The organism is Limnohabitans sp. TEGF003 (genome assembly GCF_055395455.1).
The window spans coordinates 918212-934004 of the sequence record NZ_AP029225.1 but is presented as its reverse complement, the minus strand read 5'-3'; the positions used below and the strand labels follow the sequence as shown (position 1 = coordinate 934004).

The 15793-nt window shown below is 60.3% G+C and carries 16 protein-coding genes; 13 read left to right on the top strand and 3 right to left on the bottom strand.

Features of this window, described 5'->3' with window-relative positions; all coding sequences use genetic code 11:
* Positions 1–31 precede the first annotated feature (31 nt).
* A complete protein-coding gene (locus ACZ5RT_RS04515) occupies positions 32–1504 on the top strand; it encodes an IS5 family transposase (protein WP_464452555.1) in 1473 nt (490 codons plus the stop codon).
* A 20-nt stretch (positions 1505–1524) separates the two neighbouring features.
* On the opposite strand, the gene ACZ5RT_RS04510 is transcribed toward ACZ5RT_RS04515, so the two are convergent.
* Both ACZ5RT_RS04510 and ACZ5RT_RS04505 read right to left on the bottom strand, forming a co-directional pair.
* Positions 1525–2796, bottom strand: a complete 1272-nt coding sequence (locus ACZ5RT_RS04510) for a hypothetical protein (protein ID WP_464453649.1) — start codon at positions 2794–2796, stop codon at positions 1525–1527.
* A 118-nt stretch (positions 2797–2914) separates the two neighbouring features.
* Positions 2915–3367, bottom strand: a complete 453-nt coding sequence (locus ACZ5RT_RS04505; RefSeq protein WP_464453648.1) for a type II secretion system protein N — start codon at positions 3365–3367, stop codon at positions 2915–2917.
* Between the two features lie 21 nt (positions 3368–3388).
* Between ACZ5RT_RS04505 and gspG the strand changes: the two genes are divergently transcribed.
* The 12 genes from gspG to ACZ5RT_RS04445 all read left to right on the top strand — a co-directional run bounded on the left by gspG (position 3389) and on the right by ACZ5RT_RS04445 (position 15021).
* Positions 3389–3826 (top strand): type II secretion system major pseudopilin GspG, encoded by a 438-nt coding sequence (gspG, locus tag ACZ5RT_RS04500; RefSeq protein WP_464453647.1) that lies wholly within the window; start codon positions 3389–3391, stop codon positions 3824–3826.
* Positions 3801–4283: a prepilin-type N-terminal cleavage/methylation domain-containing protein gene (locus ACZ5RT_RS04495; protein ID WP_464453646.1), complete on the top strand. Its 483-nt coding sequence runs from the start codon at positions 3801–3803 to the stop codon at positions 4281–4283. The genes gspG and ACZ5RT_RS04495 overlap by 26 nt, the downstream gene beginning before the upstream one ends.
* Positions 4280–4633, top strand: coding sequence for a type II secretion system minor pseudopilin GspI (gene gspI / locus ACZ5RT_RS04490; protein ID WP_464453645.1), 354 nt, complete (start codon positions 4280–4282; stop codon positions 4631–4633). Before ACZ5RT_RS04495 ends, gspI begins: the two co-directional genes overlap by 4 nt.
* The gene (locus ACZ5RT_RS04485; RefSeq protein ID WP_464453644.1) at positions 4633–5451 is read left to right on the top strand and encodes a PulJ/GspJ family protein; all 819 of its coding nucleotides are present in this window, start codon (positions 4633–4635) and stop codon (positions 5449–5451) included. The genes gspI and ACZ5RT_RS04485 overlap by 1 nt, the downstream gene beginning before the upstream one ends.
* Positions 5448–6446 (top strand): type II secretion system minor pseudopilin GspK, encoded by a 999-nt coding sequence (gene gspK, locus ACZ5RT_RS04480; protein ID WP_464453643.1) that lies wholly within the window; start codon positions 5448–5450, stop codon positions 6444–6446. Before ACZ5RT_RS04485 ends, gspK begins: the two co-directional genes overlap by 4 nt.
* Before the next feature lie 7 nt (positions 6447–6453).
* Positions 6454–7716: a type II secretion system protein GspL gene (gene gspL, locus ACZ5RT_RS04475; protein ID WP_464453642.1), complete on the top strand. Its 1263-nt coding sequence runs from the start codon at positions 6454–6456 to the stop codon at positions 7714–7716.
* Positions 7713–8270 (top strand): type II secretion system protein GspM, encoded by a 558-nt coding sequence (gspM, locus tag ACZ5RT_RS04470; protein ID WP_464453641.1) that lies wholly within the window; start codon positions 7713–7715, stop codon positions 8268–8270. Before gspL ends, gspM begins: the two co-directional genes overlap by 4 nt.
* Positions 8267–9061, top strand: coding sequence for a type II secretion system protein N (gene gspN / locus ACZ5RT_RS04465; protein ID WP_464453640.1), 795 nt, complete (start codon positions 8267–8269; stop codon positions 9059–9061). Before gspM ends, gspN begins: the two co-directional genes overlap by 4 nt.
* A 77-nt stretch (positions 9062–9138) precedes the next feature.
* The gene (gene gspD / locus ACZ5RT_RS04460) at positions 9139–11277 is read left to right on the top strand and encodes a type II secretion system secretin GspD (RefSeq protein ID WP_464454190.1); all 2139 of its coding nucleotides are present in this window, start codon (positions 9139–9141) and stop codon (positions 11275–11277) included.
* A 10-nt stretch (positions 11278–11287) separates the two neighbouring features.
* Positions 11288–12694, top strand: coding sequence for a type II secretion system ATPase GspE (gspE, locus tag ACZ5RT_RS04455; protein WP_464453639.1), 1407 nt, complete (start codon positions 11288–11290; stop codon positions 12692–12694).
* A 5-nt stretch (positions 12695–12699) separates the two neighbouring features.
* Positions 12700–13938 (top strand): type II secretion system inner membrane protein GspF, encoded by a 1239-nt coding sequence (gspF, locus tag ACZ5RT_RS04450; protein ID WP_464453638.1) that lies wholly within the window; start codon positions 12700–12702, stop codon positions 13936–13938.
* Between the two features lie 183 nt (positions 13939–14121).
* Complete coding sequence (locus tag ACZ5RT_RS04445) at positions 14122–15021, top strand: 5'-nucleotidase (protein ID WP_108428398.1); 900 nt, start codon at positions 14122–14124, stop codon at positions 15019–15021.
* A gap of 139 nt (positions 15022–15160) precedes the next feature.
* On the opposite strand, the gene ACZ5RT_RS04440 is transcribed toward ACZ5RT_RS04445, so the two are convergent.
* Entirely contained in the window at positions 15161–15784 is a 624-nt protein-coding gene (locus ACZ5RT_RS04440) for a DUF3299 domain-containing protein (RefSeq protein ID WP_464453637.1), read from the bottom strand.
* Between the last annotated feature and the right edge of the window lie 9 nt (positions 15785–15793).

Below are 15793 nucleotides of genomic sequence, written 5' to 3'. Positions count from 1 at the left end.
CTGTTTTCTGGGAGTTTTTGAAAGCAGCGCCATGACCGATGACTTTTTCCGCAACCGCCTGGACCAGATGATCGATTTGCGTCACCCGCTTGCGGTACTGGCCAACCGCATGCCTTGGCAAGAAATCGAAGCTTCCCTCGCCCATCGTTGGGCACGCCAGGTCAAGGCGGGCAAGAAGATCGAAGATTTGGATTTGTTTGGCCCGGTCTCGGCCGTTGCCGGTGGCGGCGTCTCCAATGCTGGCCGTCCTCGTTTGCCCACCCGTCTGATGGTGGCGCTGCTGTACCTCAAGCATGCGTTCAACGAGAGCGATGAAGACGTGATTCAGCGTTGGGGCGAGACCCCCACTTGGCAATACTTTTCTGGCAATGAGTATTTCGAGCACCAATGGCCGTGCGACCCGACACAACTGGGGCGCTTCCGTAAAGCCCTTGGCGAAGAAGGTGTGGAAGAGCTGCTGGCCCGCACCATGGAGGTGGCCGTCACGCTCAAGCTGATCGCCAAGAAAGAGTTGACGCGCGTGATCGTGGACTCCACGGTGCAAGAGAAAGCCGTGGCGCACCCCACCGACAGCAAGCTGCTGGAGACGGCCCGGTCCAAGGTGGTCGAGGTGGCCAAAGCCAATGGCATCGAGCTCAAGCAAACCTACGCCAAAGAAGGGCAACTGCTGGGCTACAAGGCTGGGCGCTATGCCCATGCCCGTCAGTTCAAACGCATGCGCAAAATGATCAAACGCCAGCGCACCATCGTTGGACGGCTGCAGCGCGAGGTGGCTCGCAAGATGACCACGCTCAGCCAAGCCATACAAGACACCTTGGGCCAGACCTTGGGCAAGGCCAAACGCTTGGTCACGCAGACCGGCAGCCGCAAGGCAGTGGACAACCGCGCCAAGCTCTACAGCTGGCATGCACCCGAGGTGGAGTGCATCTCTAAAGGTAAAAGCCGCAACCCCTACGAGTTTGGTGTGAAGGTGGGTCTGGCCATGACGCTCAAGGGCAATCTGATCGTGGGCGCCAGGAGCTTTCCCGGTAACCCGTATGACGGACACACCATGCACGAGCAGATCGAGCAAAGCGCCATCCTGATGCAAGGCTTGGGGGTCAAGCCCGAGGTGGTGTACGCCGACCTGGGCTACCGGGGTGTGGACAAGGACAACCCGCACATCGAGATCAAACACCGTGGCAAGGACAAGCGGCTCACAGATGAAGAGCGCAGGCTGCTCAAACGCCGCCAAGCCATCGAGCCGATCATCGGGCACCTCAAAGCGGATCACCGCATGGATCGCTGCCACCTCAAGGGCTCAGAGGGTGATGCGCTGCACGCGGTGCTGTGCGCGGCGGGCTACAACATCCGCTGGCTGCTGCGGATGATCGCCAAGAAAGGCCTGGGCCTTTTGTTGTGCCTGTTGCAGGTGAGTGGTTTAGCGGGTTTGTTTGAGAAATTGGCAGAAATCTTCGGCCTCAAACGACTGCAAAACTCAGATCAACGCTGGGCGCTGGCTTGAAATGAATTTTGCAGGGGCGACTAAATAGAATATCCAGTATTGACATAAGAATTAGCAGACATACTGCTTTGTGTAAATTGGCGCTTTTCAATTCTAGGATTCACGCCAACATCCCAAGGAGACAAGTTACCTGTTATTTGCAACCGGCCATTGACAAGTCGTCCTTGAACAACAGAAACATCTGTTTTGTCATCGGTGGTGCGCCAGCGATATGAAAAAACAACATCGCCATTCATTGGCTTGGTCACATCAGTGGTATTCGTATTTTTAATGACATATTCCAACTGAGCATTTGACAATTTCAAATCGGTACCAGAGTCCCAAAAAATACCACTAAAATGGTCTTTACCTGTAACCCTGTATCCATTCGAAAAATAATCGGACGGATTTGAATTAATGAATAGATCTTTACAAACAGATGAAATGATGTTGGAAGCGGTAGCGTTGTTGGTATTCTTTAAATTAACTCGAACATCTATGTTTTCGGCTTGACAAGCCATCATTCTTTTCACCCAATCATCGATTTTGACTGAGATGCCCGTGGGAGCCAGACGTGCGGACAAATTGGCAGTAGAGATTTGACTGGCAAGAGATGGCGCATCGCCTGAAGTACCCGCCCCCCTGGAATAGGCCAATTCAATGGGCAATTCGTCTTCTTCCAAGGCGGTTTTCAAGCCGATCACAATGTTTGAAGTACCTGAAACCGGAATGACGTCCAACTTCAGAGCGTCCAAAACACGATCCATGCCTGTGCCGTCAGCTTTGAATGCACCGGTCAAAGGATCGGCTGTAACTTCCGCAGCACTAAGCAGGGGCGCCAAAACTGCTTTAACTTCTGCAGTTTTTAAAGCCACTTTGTCCGTTGTGATTTGATTACCTGCGCTTATTTCAGCCGCCAAGTCAGCAGGATTGCCTGAGTTGGCCAAATGCGATGCGATTAAGTTGGTGATGGGTGTCACGTTCGCAATGCCATCGGCTTTTTGAGGCACCAAACTGACCAGGGACGGCAATTCGTCGGCAGTCACACTGATGATGAATGGGGCAACTGCTGTTGCGGGAATCACCAAGGAATAACTTCCGTCTGAACTGGTGATCTCTTGGCCGTCAATGATCACTTTGCCGCTGCCATCAATGACCGTTAATTTAGAACCCACCGGGTAGGGTGCACCGTAAGCGGCAACGCCTGTCAAAGTGACCGGACTAGAAGTGCCACCACCACCACCACCTCCACAAGCCACCAACACAGCAGCCGCAGCGGGCAACAACACCAACCTCATTGTTTGCTTCAACATAAGAACCTTTCAGGCAAAAAAATACTGATCAGTTCATTGTGCTCCTGAAAAATACTTTTTAGAAGCAAGTAAATATTGGTACAAACCCTTAAACAACAGAAATGTCAAAAGCAAAAAATTAAGGCTTTTCTGCCGAAGGCAAGTCAAGCAGCACCTCTGCAGAGGCTGACTTCAGACGAGCTTGTCGCGCCGTCAAGGACACGAGTGTCCAGCCGACTTGGACAGTTTGGCCGACCCGGTAGGCCTTGGGTGGCTGGCCATCTGTGGCGATCAGGGCGCTGCCTTGGCCCGATGCGCTGGCGATCACGCCCATCAGTTTGAAGCTGCTGCTGGTCTGAGACGCAGTGCTTGTAGCCAAGCTTGCTGGTTGGCCCAATGCCCTGGCCATGGGCACGTGCAGGTCGTTGACACGGTTTTTGGCAGCAGAAACAGAGACCTCTACGGTTGGCTCGGCCTTTGGCCAATGCAAGGCCCAATAAGCCACGCTGGCTGCCGCAAGGGCCCAGACGGCTGTTGTGAGCAGAAACAGACCGTGACGACCGGAGAGGTTCGGCGATGAAAATGTCGGCATTCGCAGATTATGATGGCCTTTATGAAAACAGAATTGATAAACAAATCGCGCAAGCAACGAGGCTTCACGCTGATCGAGCTGATGGTGGTGCTGGCCATCATTGGCGTGTTGGCCGCACTCATCGTGCCGAATGTGCTGGGTCGCGCAGACGATGCCCGCATCACCGCAGCGCGCACCGATGTGGGCAACCTGATGCAGGCCCTCAAGCTCTACAAGCTGGACAACCAGCGCTTCCCGACAGGGGAACAAGGGCTGAACGCCCTCACGCTCAAGCCCACCACCGAGCCAGTACCGGGCAATTGGAAGCCTTATCTGGACAAGCTGCCCAACGACCCCTGGGGACGCCCTTATCAATACATGAACCCTGGCATCAAGGGCGAGGTGGATGTGCTGTCCTTTGGCGCTGACGGTCAGGCCGGCGGTGAGGGCAACAATGCAGACATTGGCAGCTGGCAGTAAACGCCTGCTGCACCAAGCCCGAGGCTTCACCCTGCTGGAATTGCTGGTGGTCGTGGCCTTGATCGCGGTGGCCACGGCGGGCGTGAGTTTGTCGCTGCGGGACAGCGCAGACAGCGCCCTGGAGCGCGATGCTGAACGCTTGGCCAACCTGCTAGAAACGGCACGCGCCCAGGCTCGTGCCCATGGCACCCCGGTGGTTTGGCGAGCCCAAGCCCAAGGGGGTGCGCATGGCTTTGTGTTCGAGGGTTTGCCACCACCGGGCTTGCCCCGGGAGTGGCTGACCGCAAGCACCCGCGTTGCACCCGATACCGCACTGCTGCTCGGACCGGAACCTCTGATCGAGCCACGGGCCGTGGCCTTGTACAGCAGCACCCGGCCTGAGCGGCAGCTGTGGGTGGTCACCGATGGCCTGCGTCCTTTCAGGGTTCAAAACACAGCGCAAGCGGTGTTGCCATGAACCAGCGCGGATTCACACTCATTGAAGTGCTGGTCGCGCTCAGCATCACGGCTGTGGCCTTGATGGCGGGCTTGAAGGCGACAGGCTCGCTCAGCCGCAATGCCGATCGACAGACAGCGACCATGCTGGGGCAAATTTGCGCGGACAACGAGCTGGTTGCTTTGCGGCTGCGCAGGCAATTGCCCGATACAGGCAACCGCAGCGTCGAATGCATGCAGGCTGGGCGTGTGCTGCAAGTAGAGGTATCGGTGCGGCCCACACCCAACCCCAACTTCAGGCGAGTGGATGCGCGGGTGCTGGAACAGGGCGAGTATGTGCTGCAGGTCTCTACGGTGATGGGGCGCAACTGATGCGTGCCAGCAAACCATCATTTGTGGGAGCGAGCCCCTGCTCGCGAAGGCTTGTGGACCACGACCATTCGCGAGCGGGGGCTCGCTCCCACAGAGGCAAAGCTTTAACTTATTCACCATTCGGTGGGTTCACGCTGATTGAGGTGCTGGTGGCCATCAGCGTGATGGCCTTGATGGCCTTGATGGCTTGGCGCGGGCTGGACGGCATGCTGCGCACACAAAGCAGCTTGCAATCGCGCTCTGACGACATCCGCACCTTGCAAGCCGGCCTGGCCCAATGGCAGACCGACCTGGACCAACTGGCCGAATTGCCTGGTACACCCAGCTGGGACTGGGACGGTCAAGTGCTGCGCCTGACGCGCCGAAGCGCACAAGCGCCGCAGACCAGCGCAGACCCTCAAGCCAGCGTGCGCGTGGTGGCCTGGACTTGGCGTCGCGACCCTGGCCGTCCAGGCGGCGGTGACTGGCAGCGCTGGCAATCAACCCCATTGACACAACGGCACGAATGGCAAAACGCCTGGAATCTGGCGCAGCAATGGGGCCAGACGCCGAGCGAGGCATCCCACGCTGGCCAAGTACAAATTCACCCCTTGGCTGGCTGGCAACTGTTTGTCCACCGCGGCGGCAGCTGGGCCAACCCCTTGTCCAGCGATGCCGTGACACAGACGAACAACCCCGCTGCCAGCTCAAATGCCAACGCGAATGGAAGCAGCCCCGATGGTGTTCGTCTGGTGCTGAGCCTGCCACCCGGCCCTTCGGGTGCGGGTGCGGTGACCATGGACTGGGTTCGCCCCACCCTGTCGGGAGCGCCTTCGTGAGGTACTGCACGCCTGCCCCACACAAGCAGCGTCAGCAAGGTGCTGCACTGCTCATGGCCATGCTCACGGTGGCCTTGGTCACCACGCTGGCCAGTGCTGCCCTGTGGCAGCACTGGCGGCAAGTCGAGATCGAAATCGCCGAGCGCGGGCGAAGCCAGACCGGCTGGATGATGACGGGTGCGCTGGACTGGACCCGCCTCATCTTGCGGGAAGACGCCGTATCGACCCAAGGCACGGGCGTTGATCATTTGGGAGAGCCTTGGGCTTTGCCAGTGCAAGAATCCAAGTTGTCGACCTTTTTATCGCAGGATCAACAGTGGCGTGAGGGCGATGCCGAAGTGTTTTTGTCAGGCCAGATCATCGATGCGCAATCGCGCATGAACGTGCTGAACCTGATCGAGGACGGCAAAGTTTCACCCAAAATGCTGGAGCGTTTTGCCGCCTTGTTTGAGCGCCTGAACCTGCCACGGGCTGAGCTGCAAACCCTGGCCACTCAACTGCAAGCTGCACTGCAAGCCAAAACGCAAAGCAGCGCCAAGCCCACATCAGCCACCGACAACACGGCCCTCATGCCACAGCAAACCGCCCAATTGGTGTGGCTGGGATTGAGCCCCCGCACCCTGGCGATCCTGCAGCCCCACATCACCTTGCTGCCTGAAGCGACGCCCGTGAACCTGAACACGGCATCGGCCGAAGTGTTGTCCGCCAGCTTGCCCGGGCTGGACCTGGCTTCTGCGCGGCAAGCGGTAGACCTGCGCCAGCGCGGGAATTGGGTGAATTTGGACGCCGCCCGCGAAGCACTGGGCACAGCGGGCCGCCAACTGGACGACAGACAACACAGCGTTCAAAGCCGTTATTTCGAGGTCCATGGCCGCATGCGCATCGACCAGGTGGTGCAGCAAGAACAGTCGCTGGTGCGCCGCGACGGTAACCAAGTCAGCATGGTTTGGCGGGTGCGGAGCCCCCAACAACGCCTGACCACCCCTCTACAATGAGCCGCTCATGCGCACCCTGATCATTCAATTGCCGCTTGGCCAGCCCAGCCCCAGTTTGACGTATCCGTACGCGGTCGTTGATGCCCAACTGGGCACAACAGCGTTGCCAAGGCAGTGGGCCACGGCCAACCTTTTGCCCTTGGCAGATCGGCAAACCGATGTGGTGGCCTTGCTGCCAGCGACAGCACTGTCATGGCACCAAGTGGACTTGCCACCCGGTTTGCACAAACAGGCTGCCCGATTGCAATCGGCCTTGCAAGGCCTGCTGGAAGATCGCGTGCTGGATGATCCGGCGCAACTGCACATGGCCATGCAGCCAGACTGGCACAGCACGCCTCGCCCATGGGTCGCCGTGTGTGAACGCAACTGGCTCAGCGCCCACCTGCAGGCGCTGGAGCAAGCGGGCTTGACAGTGCACCGCATCGTGCCCGAACTGAATCCATCGTCCGGCGTTTCGTCAGGGGCGCAACTCCAGCTGACCGCCTTGGGCGATACCCAGACAGGATGGCTGTGGATGTCTCACCCCGAGCGTGGCGTTTGGGGGCAGCCTGTGCAAACGCTACGCGGACTGGGCAAAGGACTGGGACTTTCTGATCAAGACCGGCAAGACATCGACATCCAGGCTGAACCGGGCATGGTGGCTTGGCTCAGCGACATGCTGGACAGCCCCGCGCGCTTGATTCCGCCCGGCCAGCACTGGCTGGCCGCCATGGCGGCTGACTGGGATCTGGCGCAGTTTGACTTCAAGGCGAATGCCCGTTCCCGCCAACTGAAGGTCTGGCAACGCGCTGCCAGCACGTTTTGGCACAGTGCCGCTTGGCGTCCCGTGCGCTGGGGGGTATGGGCCTTGCTGGCAGGGCAGCTGATCGGGCTCAATGCCTGGGCCTGGAAAACACGCGCCGATTGGCAAGCGCAGCAACAAAGCTGGTCCCAAATACTTCGCGAAACCTTTCCTAAAACGCAGGTTGTGGTGGATGCGCCTGTGCAAATGGCCAAAGAAGTCGAGCGCTTGCGCCAGGCTTCCGGTCAACTCCATGCCAGCGATCTGGAGTCGATGCTGGGCAGCCTGGGCCAAGCCATGCCTGCTGGCGTTGCAGCGCCTGGTCAATGGGTTTACCAGCCGGGTCAGTTGCGCCTGCAAAACTTCAAGTTGAGCAACGCTGAACAACTGGCCCTGCAAAAAGCGCTGACAACACGCGGCTACCGTTGGCGTGCAGAGGGCGATGCATGGCTGATGACCGTCGCACCTTCTGAGGAGGTCAAGCCATGAGCGACACCCCTTCGAAAAATTCAGTGCTGGCCGCCTTGGAGCCCGTCTGGGCACAGCGTACACCGCGCGAAAAACAACTCCTGCTTCTGGCTGGGGCGGTGCTTATGCTGGCCGCAATGTGGCAATTGGCGCTGGCACCAGCATGGCGCACCTGGCAAGCAGCCCCTGCACAACAAGCCCGTCTGGACGCTCAAACCCAAACGATGCGCCAGCTGCAAGCGCAGGCTAAAAAACTGCAAGCCCCCAATCCGATCAGCAAAAACGAATCGGTTCAGTGGCTGGAAAAGAACCTGGCTGAATTGGGCCCTGGTGCCAAACTCAATCTGCAGGGCGAGCGCGCAACCCTGACAGTCGAGGCCGCACCACCCGAGGCTTTGGCACGCTGGATGGGCCTGGCGCGAGAGCGTGCCCTGGCCATGCCGATACAGGCACAGCTGCAGCAAGGTGCCGCCCCGGCGCAACCTGCTAGTGCCAACAAGCCCACCCAAACAACGACCCAACCCGCCAATGGTCCAGTCCTGTTGCGCGGCTCTTTGGTGCTGCGATTGCCATGAGCCCCACACCCACCCGTCCGGCTTGGGCTTATGCCTTGTGGGGAGCGCTGCTCGGCTTGGGCTCGGCCTTGCTGATCTGGGCACCGGCACGTTGGCTGGCTTGGGGTATCGCACAAGCAAGCCAAGGCCAAGTTCTGTGGCGCGATGCGCGCGGCACGGTATGGTCGGGTTCGGCCCAACTGGTGTTGACCGGCGGCGACGAAAGCCGCGATGCACAGGCCCTGCCCGGCCGATTGCAATGGACGCTGACACCGCAATGGGCGGGTCTGCAGATCAAATGGCAGGCCGACTGCTGCATGAGCGAAGCCGCCGTATGGCAAGTCCAAGCAGGCTGGTCCACTTGGCAAGTTCAAGCCAGTGACCACATATCCACCTGGCCCGCCGCCTTGCTCACAGGTTTGGGTGCACCCTGGAACACCTTGCAACCCGATGGTCAACTGCAACTGCACACCCAAGCCCTGCAAATGCACTGGACGCAAGGCCGAATGCAAATGAAAGGTCAAGTCGACATGAAATTACAAAATCTGTCAACGCGCCTGAGCACCCTTCAACCCATCGGCAGTTACCTGCTGCAATTGCGCGGGAGCCCAGAAGGCACGCCCACACCCAGCTTGCAACTGAGTACGCAGCAAGGGCCTTTGCTCTTGAGCGGCGAAGGCCAATGGGTGGGTAGCCGCTTACGCTTCAAAGGTGAGGCCAGGGCACAAGAAGGCGAAGCAGCCGCCCTCAACAATTTACTGAACATCCTGGGCCGCCGAGAAGGCGCACGCAGCCTGATCTCTTTGGGGTGAGTCCTGTCAAAACCCATCACATACTTATCCACATACACCCGAACGCCATGAACACCTCCCCATCGCTCTGCCATTGGATGTCCACCTTGACGGCGCCTCTGTCAACGCCAGCACGTTGGCAATGGTTTGCCTTGACCCTGGCCTGCATCGCTGCGCCATTGGCACAAGCCCAGACTGCGGACGAGCCCAAAGCCCCTACACCTGCACTGGCTGCACGCTCGAAAGAACCCGTCACGCTCAACTTCGTGAATGCCGAGATCGACGCCGTGGCCCGCACACTGGCCACCTTATCAGGTTACAACGTGGTGGTGGACCCCCGGGTCAAAGGCACGATGTCCTTGTCGAGCAACCTCCCCGTGCCCCCCGCCCAAGCGCTGCGTCTGTTTGCCGCGCAATTGCGAACACAAGGCTTTGCCGTGGTCGAGTCGGCAGGTCTTTACACCGTGCTGCCCGAAGCCGAAGCCAAGCTGCAAAGCAGTGCCGTGTCGGCTGGGGCCGTGCCCGCTGGCTCCGGGCAAATCGTCACACAAATCTTCCGCCTCAACCACGAAAACGCCAACAACCTGGTGCCTGTGCTGCGCCCCCTCATCAGCCCCAACAACACCATCAACGTGAACCCGGGCACCAATGCGCTGGTGATCACCGACTATGGCGACAACCTGCAGCGCCTGGGCCGCATCATTGCAGCGCTGGATGTGTCCAACGCCACCGGGGTGGAAATCATTCGCTTGAAGCACGGCATTGCCGGGGACCTGGGGCCCATGCTGCAGCGCCTGATCGACTCGGGGGCTGCAGCGGGCGCACCCGCCGCGCAGGGCCAAACCGACGCCCTGTTCAAAACCACCGTCCTGGCCGATACACGCACCAATTCGCTGATCGTGCGAGCGGCCAATCCAGCACGTTTGGCCTTGACCCGCTCTTTGGCCGAACAACTGGACCAGCCTAATGCGACAGGCGCAGGCGCTGCCAGCGGCAACATCCATGTGGTGTATCTGAAGAACGCAGATGCCACCAAATTGGCGACCACCTTGCGGGCAGCCATAACAGCACAAGGCAGCAACGCGGTGACCGGCTCTGTGAGCGCGGCAGCTCCTGCGGCTGGTGCCAACTCAGCGACCAGCACACCCGGTGCCAGCAGCCCGGCAGCGCAACCTTCTACAGGTGGGCAAATTCAGGCCGATCCGGCCACCAACGCACTCATCATCACTGCGCCCGAGCCGCAATACCGGCAACTGCGCAGCGTCATCGACATGCTCGACCAGCGCCGCGCCCAGGTGTTTGTGGAAAGCCTGATCGCCGAGGTCAGTGCCGACAAAGCGGCCGAATTTGGCGTGCAATGGATCAGCGGCACGGGCACAGGCAGCAACACCGTGGGCGTGTTGGGCACCAACTTCTCGGTGGGCGGCACCAATCTGTTCACTTTGGCGGCCGGCGCAGCTTCGGGCCAATACACCCCATCTACCGGCCTCAACCTGGCTGTCGGACAACAGCGAAACGGCGTGCTCGCCTTGGGTGCACTGGCCCGTTTTCTGCAATCCAGTGGCGATGCCAACGTGCTGTCCACTCCCAACTTGCTCACCTTGGACAACGAAGAGGCCAAGATCGTGATTGGCCAGAACGTGCCCTTTGTGACCGGTTCTTATGCGGCAGCAGCAGCGGGCACCACCAATCCCTTCACCACCGTTGAACGCAAAGATGTGGGTCTGACACTGCGGGTCCGGCCCCAGATCAGCGAGAACGGCACGATCAAGATGCAGGTTTACCAGGAAGTCAGCAACGTGGACGCCAAATCCATCGGCTCCAAAGATGGCCTGATCACCAACAAACGCTCCATCGAAACCAACGTGCTGGTGGACGACGGCTCCATCGTCGTGTTGGGTGGTTTGCTGCAAGACGACACCAGCACCAGCCAGGAAAAAGTCCCCGGACTGGGCGACATCCCCTTGTTTGGCAATTTGTTCAAGTCAGAGGCACGCACCCGTAAGAAAACCAACCTGATGGTGTTCTTGCGTCCAGTGGTGGCACGCGACGGCGCTGCCACCGAAGCCCTTTCCATGGGTCGTTATGAGCAAATGCGTTTGAATCAGCAAGGCTTCCAACCTGCCGCGACAGGCCCCTTGCCTGTCAATGGCTCGGCGGTGTTGCCGCCCGTGGGTACGGGGAACGCGGCACCTGCTGCACCAGCACCTGCAGCACCTCAGTCCCGCCAGCCCTGAGCACCAAGCCATGCGTCATCCCCTGCCCTACGCCTTTGCCCGAAGCAGCCAACTGCTGCTCGACGATGATGGCGACAGCTTGACCCTGAACTGGTGCGACGAGAGCGACCGCTCGGCGCTCTCCGAAGTCACACGCAAGTTCGCTGCCCAAGGCTTTCAGATGCAGCACTGGGCCCCAGGCGAACTGGCGCAACGCATCAACCAGGCCTATTCGGGCGGGCAGGCCAACAGCGCGTCCACCGCTGCGGCGGTGGTCAGCGAGGTCGAATCCGAAGCTGATTTGTCGCGCATGATGCAGGAGCTGCCTGCGGTGGAAGACCTGCTGGAGGCCAGTGACGACGCGCCCATCATCCGCATGCTCAACGCCTTGCTCACGCAGGCGGCACGCGACGGCGCCAGCGACATCCACATCGAACCGTATGAGCGCCACAGCAGCGTGCGCTTTCGCGTGGACGGCACGCTGCGCGAAGTGGTGCAACCCAACCGCGCCCTGCACGCCGCGCTGATCTCGCGCCTGAAAATCATGGCGGAGCTGGATATTGCCGAAAAACGCCTGCCCCAAGACGGCCGCATCAGTCTACGCCTGGGCTCGCGCGCGGTCGATGTGCGCGTGTCCACTCTGCCCAGCGCCCATGGCGAACGCGCCGTGTTGCGTCTTTTGGACAAAAGCGAAGCCCGCCTGACGCTCGAAGCCGTGGGCATGCAAGGCCGCGTGCTGCAGCAAGTGGACCAACTCATTGGTCAGCCGCACGGCATTTTGTTGGTAACCGGCCCCACGGGTTCCGGCAAAACCACCAGCCTGTATGCCGCCCTGCAGCGGCTGGACGCCACGCGCAACAACATCATGACGGTGGAAGACCCGATCGAGTATGAGTTGCCCGGCGTGGGCCAAACGCAGGTGAACGTCAAGATCGACCTCACCTTTGCCAAGGCCCTGCGCGCCATCTTGCGGCAAGACCCTGACGTGATCATGATCGGCGAGATCCGCGACTTCGAGACCGCGCAGATCGCGATCCAGGCTTCGCTCACAGGTCACCTTGTCTTGGCCACCCTGCACACCAACGACGCAGCCAGCGCAGTGACCCGCTTGACCGACATGGGCGTGGAGCCCTTTTTGTTGAGTTCATCCTTGCTGGGCGTGCTGGCCCAACGCTTGGTGCGCAAGTGCTGCACGGACTGCGGCGGGTCTGGCTGCGAAACCTGCGGCCACACCGGCTATGCCGGGCGCACCGGGGTGTTTGAATTGCTGGTCGCCAGTGACGAGATCCGCGCCCAGATCCACAACCGTGCCGCCGAATCCGAATTGCGCGCCACCGCCTTGGCACAAGGCATGGTGCTGATGCGCGACGACGGCCAACGCCTGGTGGATGCCGGCATCACCAGCGCCGAAGAACTGCTGCGCGTGACGCGAGACTGAGCCGCATGCCCGCTTACCGCTTTGAAGCCCTGCAAGCCGACGGTGCCACGCGCAAAGGCATCGTCGAAGCCGACAGCCTGAAATCGGCTCGCACGCAACTGCGAGCGCAATCCTTGGTGCCGTTAGCGGTGGAAGTCATCGCTGCCGGGGCTGCTGACAACAACGCCTCAAGTCTGCCCTGGTGGCAGCGCAGCATTGGCAACAGCCGCGCCTTCAGCACCAGCCAACGCGCCATTTGGACCCGGCAATTGGCAGGGCTTGTGGGCAGCGGCTTGCCGATTGAGCGGGCTCTGTCTGCCTTGGCCGAAGAGTCCGAACACGACAAGCAGCGCCAGCTGATGGCCGCCATTCGGGCAGAAGTCAACTCGGGCAGCAGCCTGGGCCGTGCGTTGGGCATGCATCCGAGTGAGTTTCCGGCCATCGACCGTGCTGTGATCTCGGCGGGTGAGGAAAGTGGCCACCTGGGTGATGTGCTCAACCAACTGGCCAACGATCTGGAAGACCAGCAAGTCTTGCGCTCCAAACTGCTGTCGGCTTCGCTGTACCCGGCCATCGTGAGCTTGGTGGCGCTGGCCATTGTGATTTTTCTGGTGACCTCTGTGGTGCCGCAGGTGGCGGGGGTGTTTGCGGGCACCAAGCGCCAGCTGCCCCTGCTCACGGTGGCCATGTTAGGCATCAGCGACTTTGTGCGAACTTGGGGTTGGCTGTTGCTGCTGACCGCTGCTGGCGGCGCATTTGGCTTGCGTCTGGCCTTGAAACAAACTGCATTCCGCTTGAAATTTGACGCTGCTTGGCTGCGCCTTCCCTTGATTGGGCGACTGGCCCGGGACTACAACAGCGCCCGCTTTGCCTCCACGTTGGCCATGCTCACGGCCGCGGGCGTACCCATCCTCAAAGCCCTCCAAGCTGCGGCAGACACACTGTCCAACCAGGCTTTGCGTGCCGACGCGCTCGAAGCCCTGGTCCGGGTGAGAGAAGGTGCGCCTTTGGGCACGGCATTGGCCCAAAACGCGCGGTTTCCAGGTCTGCTGTCCATGTTTGCCCGGCTGGGTGAACAAACCGGCCAACTGCCTGTGATGCTGCAAAGGGCGGCCACGCAACTGTCGTCCGAAGTGCAGCGCCGCGCCATGGCCTTGGCCACGATCCTAGAACCCCTGCTGATTGTCGGCATGGGTGGCATGGTCATGCTGATCGTGCTGGCGGTGCTGATGCCGATCATGGAGTTGAATCAGTGGGTGAAGTGAACGAAGATGTCATGCCGGACTTTATTGGACACCGATGGCTTGCTAGCTTGGATACCCGCCTGCGCGGGTATGACAAAACCGCCGTCATGCCTTACTTGATCGGGCATCCAGGAATCCTGCTGTCAAGACCAAGGCTGTCTGGCATTTCTGTCAAGTGAACGGCTTTATTGCAAGGAGTGAACCATGCCCGCATCCCTGGAAGGTCAACTCGTCGTCGCGATATCTTCGCGTGCCTTGTTCGACTTCGAAGAAGAGAACCAAGTCTTCGAGCAAGGCGACGACCGGGCTTATATGCAGCTGCAGCTGGGGCGGCTGGAAGAGCCTGCCAAGCCGGGCGTGGCGTTTTCTTTGGTGCGCAAGCTTCTGGCGTTCAACGATGCCGATGCACAGCGGGTTGAAGTCGTCATCCTGTCGCGCAACGACCCGGTCTCGGGCATGCGGGTGTTCCGCTCGGCGCAGCATTACGGCCTGCCGATCCAGCGCGGCAGTTTCACACGGGGCCAGCCGCCATGGCGCTACCTCAAACCGCTGAACGCCAACCTGTTTTTGTCGGCCCATTTGTCCGATGTGCGAGCAGCCCTGGATGCGGGTGTGCCTGCCGCACAGGTGTACCCGCATTCGGCGCTGGCCTCTGAGGCAAACCCGCACGAAGTGCGCATCGCTTTTGACGGCGATGCGGTGCTGTTCTCTGACGAGGCCGAGCGGGTGTTTCAGGCCGAGGGCCTGTCAGCCTTTCAGGCCCACGAACGCGACAAGGCCGGGCAGCCCTTGTTGGCTGGACCGTTCAAGCCCCTGTTGGCCGCCTTGCACCGCTTGCAGCAAGAGGGCACGCCCGCCATGCGGATTCGCACCGCACTCGTTACAGCCCGCAGCGCCCCGGCGCACGAACGCGCCATCCGCACACTGATGGACTGGAACATCGAGGTGGACGAAGCCATGTTTCTGGGCGGCTTGCCCAAGGGTGAGTTTTTGCGCGAGTTCGAGCCGGACTTTTTCTTTGACGACCAGACCGGTCACATCGAATCGGCTGCGCGGCATGTGCCATCGGGGCATGTGGCTTCCGGGATATCGAACTCGGATTGAAGCTCGTTGCACACATTCGCGATTTGATGCCATTCGCGAGCGGGGGCTCGCTCCCACACAGCAGTCCTCTGAATAAGAAACCAGGTACTGCTCCCTGTGGGAGGCTGCCCCTGCGGCCGAATGCCCGCAAGAACCCCACTCACTTTTTCTCCACAAACGGGGTCACTTGCTTGGCGTCGATGCGGTAGCTGGACACGCCCATGTGCGAGTCGGTTTTGGTGGCGCTCAAGGGGCCGGTGACCCACAGGGTGTCCATGAGTCGAAAGCGCTTGGTGGGTTTGTCCAGCACCACATGCACGATCTGGTTGGCGGGCGGTGGCGGCGAATGCACGCAAGCGCCAAAGTAAGGCACCAGCAAAAACTCCTTGGTGCCTTCAGGCAAATCCTCCAGCGGCACCATGTAGCCCGGCAAACGCACGCTCTGCCCTAGGATCAGCGGGTTGATGGGGGCGTTGTCCCACATCTTGCGCATCTTCTTCAACGCCTCTTCGGCCTTGGGATCGTTGTCTTTCAGGCCATCGAGGTTCAGCGCCTTGAGGTCTTTGTACGGATCCCAACCCGCCGGGATCAGTTGCTCCCAGCCAATGGTGCGTGTGGGGCCGGGCACACTGGCACCGGGCGGCGGGGCCTCGCCAGACAAAGCCGGTTGGACCTGAGGCACGGTCTCGCGCACTGTGTCACGCACGCTTTGCGCCACGGCCTGGCCCGTGAGCCAAAGCGCCCAAGCACACAGCCCTGCCTTCATCATGGTGTTGCGGTTCATCCCAGGTCC

Coding starts and splice junctions, on each gene's coding strand:
- ACZ5RT_RS04505 (WP_464453648.1), bottom strand. CDS start 3,367: ATGCCGACATTTTCATCGCCGAACCTCTCCGGTCGTCACGGTCTGTTT.
- ACZ5RT_RS04495 (WP_464453646.1), top strand. CDS start 3,801: ATGCAGACATTGGCAGCTGGCAGTAAACGCCTGCTGCACCAAGCCCGA.
- ACZ5RT_RS04515 (WP_464452555.1), top strand. CDS start 32: ATGACCGATGACTTTTTCCGCAACCGCCTGGACCAGATGATCGATTTG.
- gspI (WP_464453645.1), top strand. CDS start 4,280: ATGAACCAGCGCGGATTCACACTCATTGAAGTGCTGGTCGCGCTCAGC.
- ACZ5RT_RS04440 (WP_464453637.1), bottom strand. CDS start 15,784: ATGAACCGCAACACCATGATGAAGGCAGGGCTGTGTGCTTGGGCGCTT.
- ACZ5RT_RS04485 (WP_464453644.1), top strand. CDS start 4,633: ATGCGTGCCAGCAAACCATCATTTGTGGGAGCGAGCCCCTGCTCGCGA.
- gspN (WP_464453640.1), top strand. CDS start 8,267: ATGAGCCCCACACCCACCCGTCCGGCTTGGGCTTATGCCTTGTGGGGA.
- gspE (WP_464453639.1), top strand. CDS start 11,288: ATGCGTCATCCCCTGCCCTACGCCTTTGCCCGAAGCAGCCAACTGCTG.
- ACZ5RT_RS04510 (WP_464453649.1), bottom strand. CDS start 2,796: ATGTTGAAGCAAACAATGAGGTTGGTGTTGTTGCCCGCTGCGGCTGCT.
- gspF (WP_464453638.1), top strand. CDS start 12,700: ATGCCCGCTTACCGCTTTGAAGCCCTGCAAGCCGACGGTGCCACGCGC.
- gspM (WP_464453641.1), top strand. CDS start 7,713: ATGAGCGACACCCCTTCGAAAAATTCAGTGCTGGCCGCCTTGGAGCCC.
- gspG (WP_464453647.1), top strand. CDS start 3,389: ATGAAAACAGAATTGATAAACAAATCGCGCAAGCAACGAGGCTTCACG.
- gspD (WP_464454190.1), top strand. CDS start 9,139: ATGTCCACCTTGACGGCGCCTCTGTCAACGCCAGCACGTTGGCAATGG.
- ACZ5RT_RS04445 (WP_108428398.1), top strand. CDS start 14,122: ATGCCCGCATCCCTGGAAGGTCAACTCGTCGTCGCGATATCTTCGCGT.
- gspL (WP_464453642.1), top strand. CDS start 6,454: ATGCGCACCCTGATCATTCAATTGCCGCTTGGCCAGCCCAGCCCCAGT.